Source organism: Shimia sp. R9_1 (genome assembly GCF_017743775.1).
Classification (GTDB): domain Bacteria; phylum Pseudomonadota; class Alphaproteobacteria; order Rhodobacterales; family Rhodobacteraceae; genus Shimia.
In genome coordinates this window covers 1-1,616 of sequence record NZ_JAGHRN010000017.1, presented here as the reverse complement: position 1 = coordinate 1,616, position 1,616 = coordinate 1, and the positions used below count along the sequence as shown (strand labels likewise).

The window sequence follows — 1,616 nt, the reverse complement described above, 5'->3', positions numbered from 1 at the left end:
AGCGACACGCTGATGGAGATCAATCCGGATGGGGCCAGTGGTTTTGTGCCCGTGGCCATCCTGCAAGGCGTGCGTAATCTGCAAGGCACCGAGGCATCTTTGGAAGCTAGTGGCGGTCTTCTGACCGCGAGTCCCAACGCCGCGCCGGACGCGGTGGATGACAGTGCCGGCACCACAGAGGATCAAGCGGTGACCCTCGATGTGCTGGCCAATGACAGCGACCCTGAAGGCGCTGCGCTGAGCTTGGATGCGGTTACGCAGGGACAGTTTGGTTCTGTGGTGATTGACGCAGGTCAGCTGACGTACACCCCCAATGCCGACGCCAATGGCACCGACAGCTTCACCTACACAGTGAGCGATGACCAGGGCACGCAATCTGTTGCCACGGTGACAGTAACCGTGGCCCCGGCCCCGGATGCGCCGGTGGCCCAGGATGACGCGGTCAGTGGAGAGCAGGATGGCCCGATCCAGATTGATGCTCTGGCCAATGACAGTGATGCGGATGGCGACAGCCTGACGCTGGATGTTTCCGGTTCTACTCCATCCAACGGACAGGTCTCCGTTGTGGATGGGCAGATCGTCTACCTGCCTGATCCCGGCTTTGTGGGCAGCGACAACTTTACCTATGCGGTCTCCGATGGCACCAGCAGCAGCACGGCAACCGTGTCTGTCACAGTCTATGAGACCAATGCGGCACCAGTGGCCGTGGCGGATGCGGCCAACACCTTGGAAGATCAGGCCGTGTCTCTGGATCTGCTGGCCAATGACAGTGACGCCAATGGGGATCCGCTGACGGTGACTGCGCTGACCAGCGCTTATGATGACGCGGGCACCGTGGGGGTTGTGGAAACTGAGCATGGTTCTGTTATCCTGGCGGGCGGCGTTGCCACCTACACGCCGGATGCGGATTATGCCGGGACGGACAGCTTTGGCTATGTGCTGAGTGATGGCAAGACCACCACCAATGGTAGTGCTACGGTGACCATTCAGGCGCAAAATGATGCGCCCGTAGCGCAGAACGACAGCGCCAGCACGGACCCGGATGTGGCCGTCAGTATTGATGTCTTGGCCAATGACAGCGATGTGGATGGGGACAGCCTCACGTTGGATGTCTCCGGATCCACACCGGCCAATGGGTCGGTGTCTGTGGTGAATGGTGAGATTGTCTACACACCGGATGCGGGCTTTATAGGCAGCGACAGCTTCACATACGCGGTGTCGGATGGGACCACCTCCAGCACGGCAGATGTGTCTGTGACCGTTGGTTCGCTCTATGATCCGATTGACCCCAATGCGGTTCTGCTGACGGATGGTGATGACGATGGCCTACCGTATCTGACTGGCGGTGCTGATGCGATTGACGGGCTGGCCGGCAATGACACGCTCTATGGCGGTAGCGGGACAGACAGCCTCTATGGCAATGTTGGCAGCGACACGCTCTTCGGCGGCAGCAGTGGTGACATGTTGTTTGGTGGCTCCGGCGATGACTCGTTGTCTGGGGATAACAACAACGACACTTTGGATGGCGGTGCCGGTGCGGATACGCTGACTGGCGGCAAGGGCAACGACACCTATAAGTTCTCTGTGGTGGATGGCGCGGTGGATACGGTCACCGA

General features: G+C 59.8%; 1 protein-coding gene. It reads left to right on the top strand.

Annotation, left to right across the window (positions count from 1 at the left end):
* On the top strand, positions 1 to 1,616 hold a 1,616-nt coding region (locus tag J7399_RS20850), incomplete at both ends, for a cadherin-like domain-containing protein (RefSeq protein WP_209090078.1).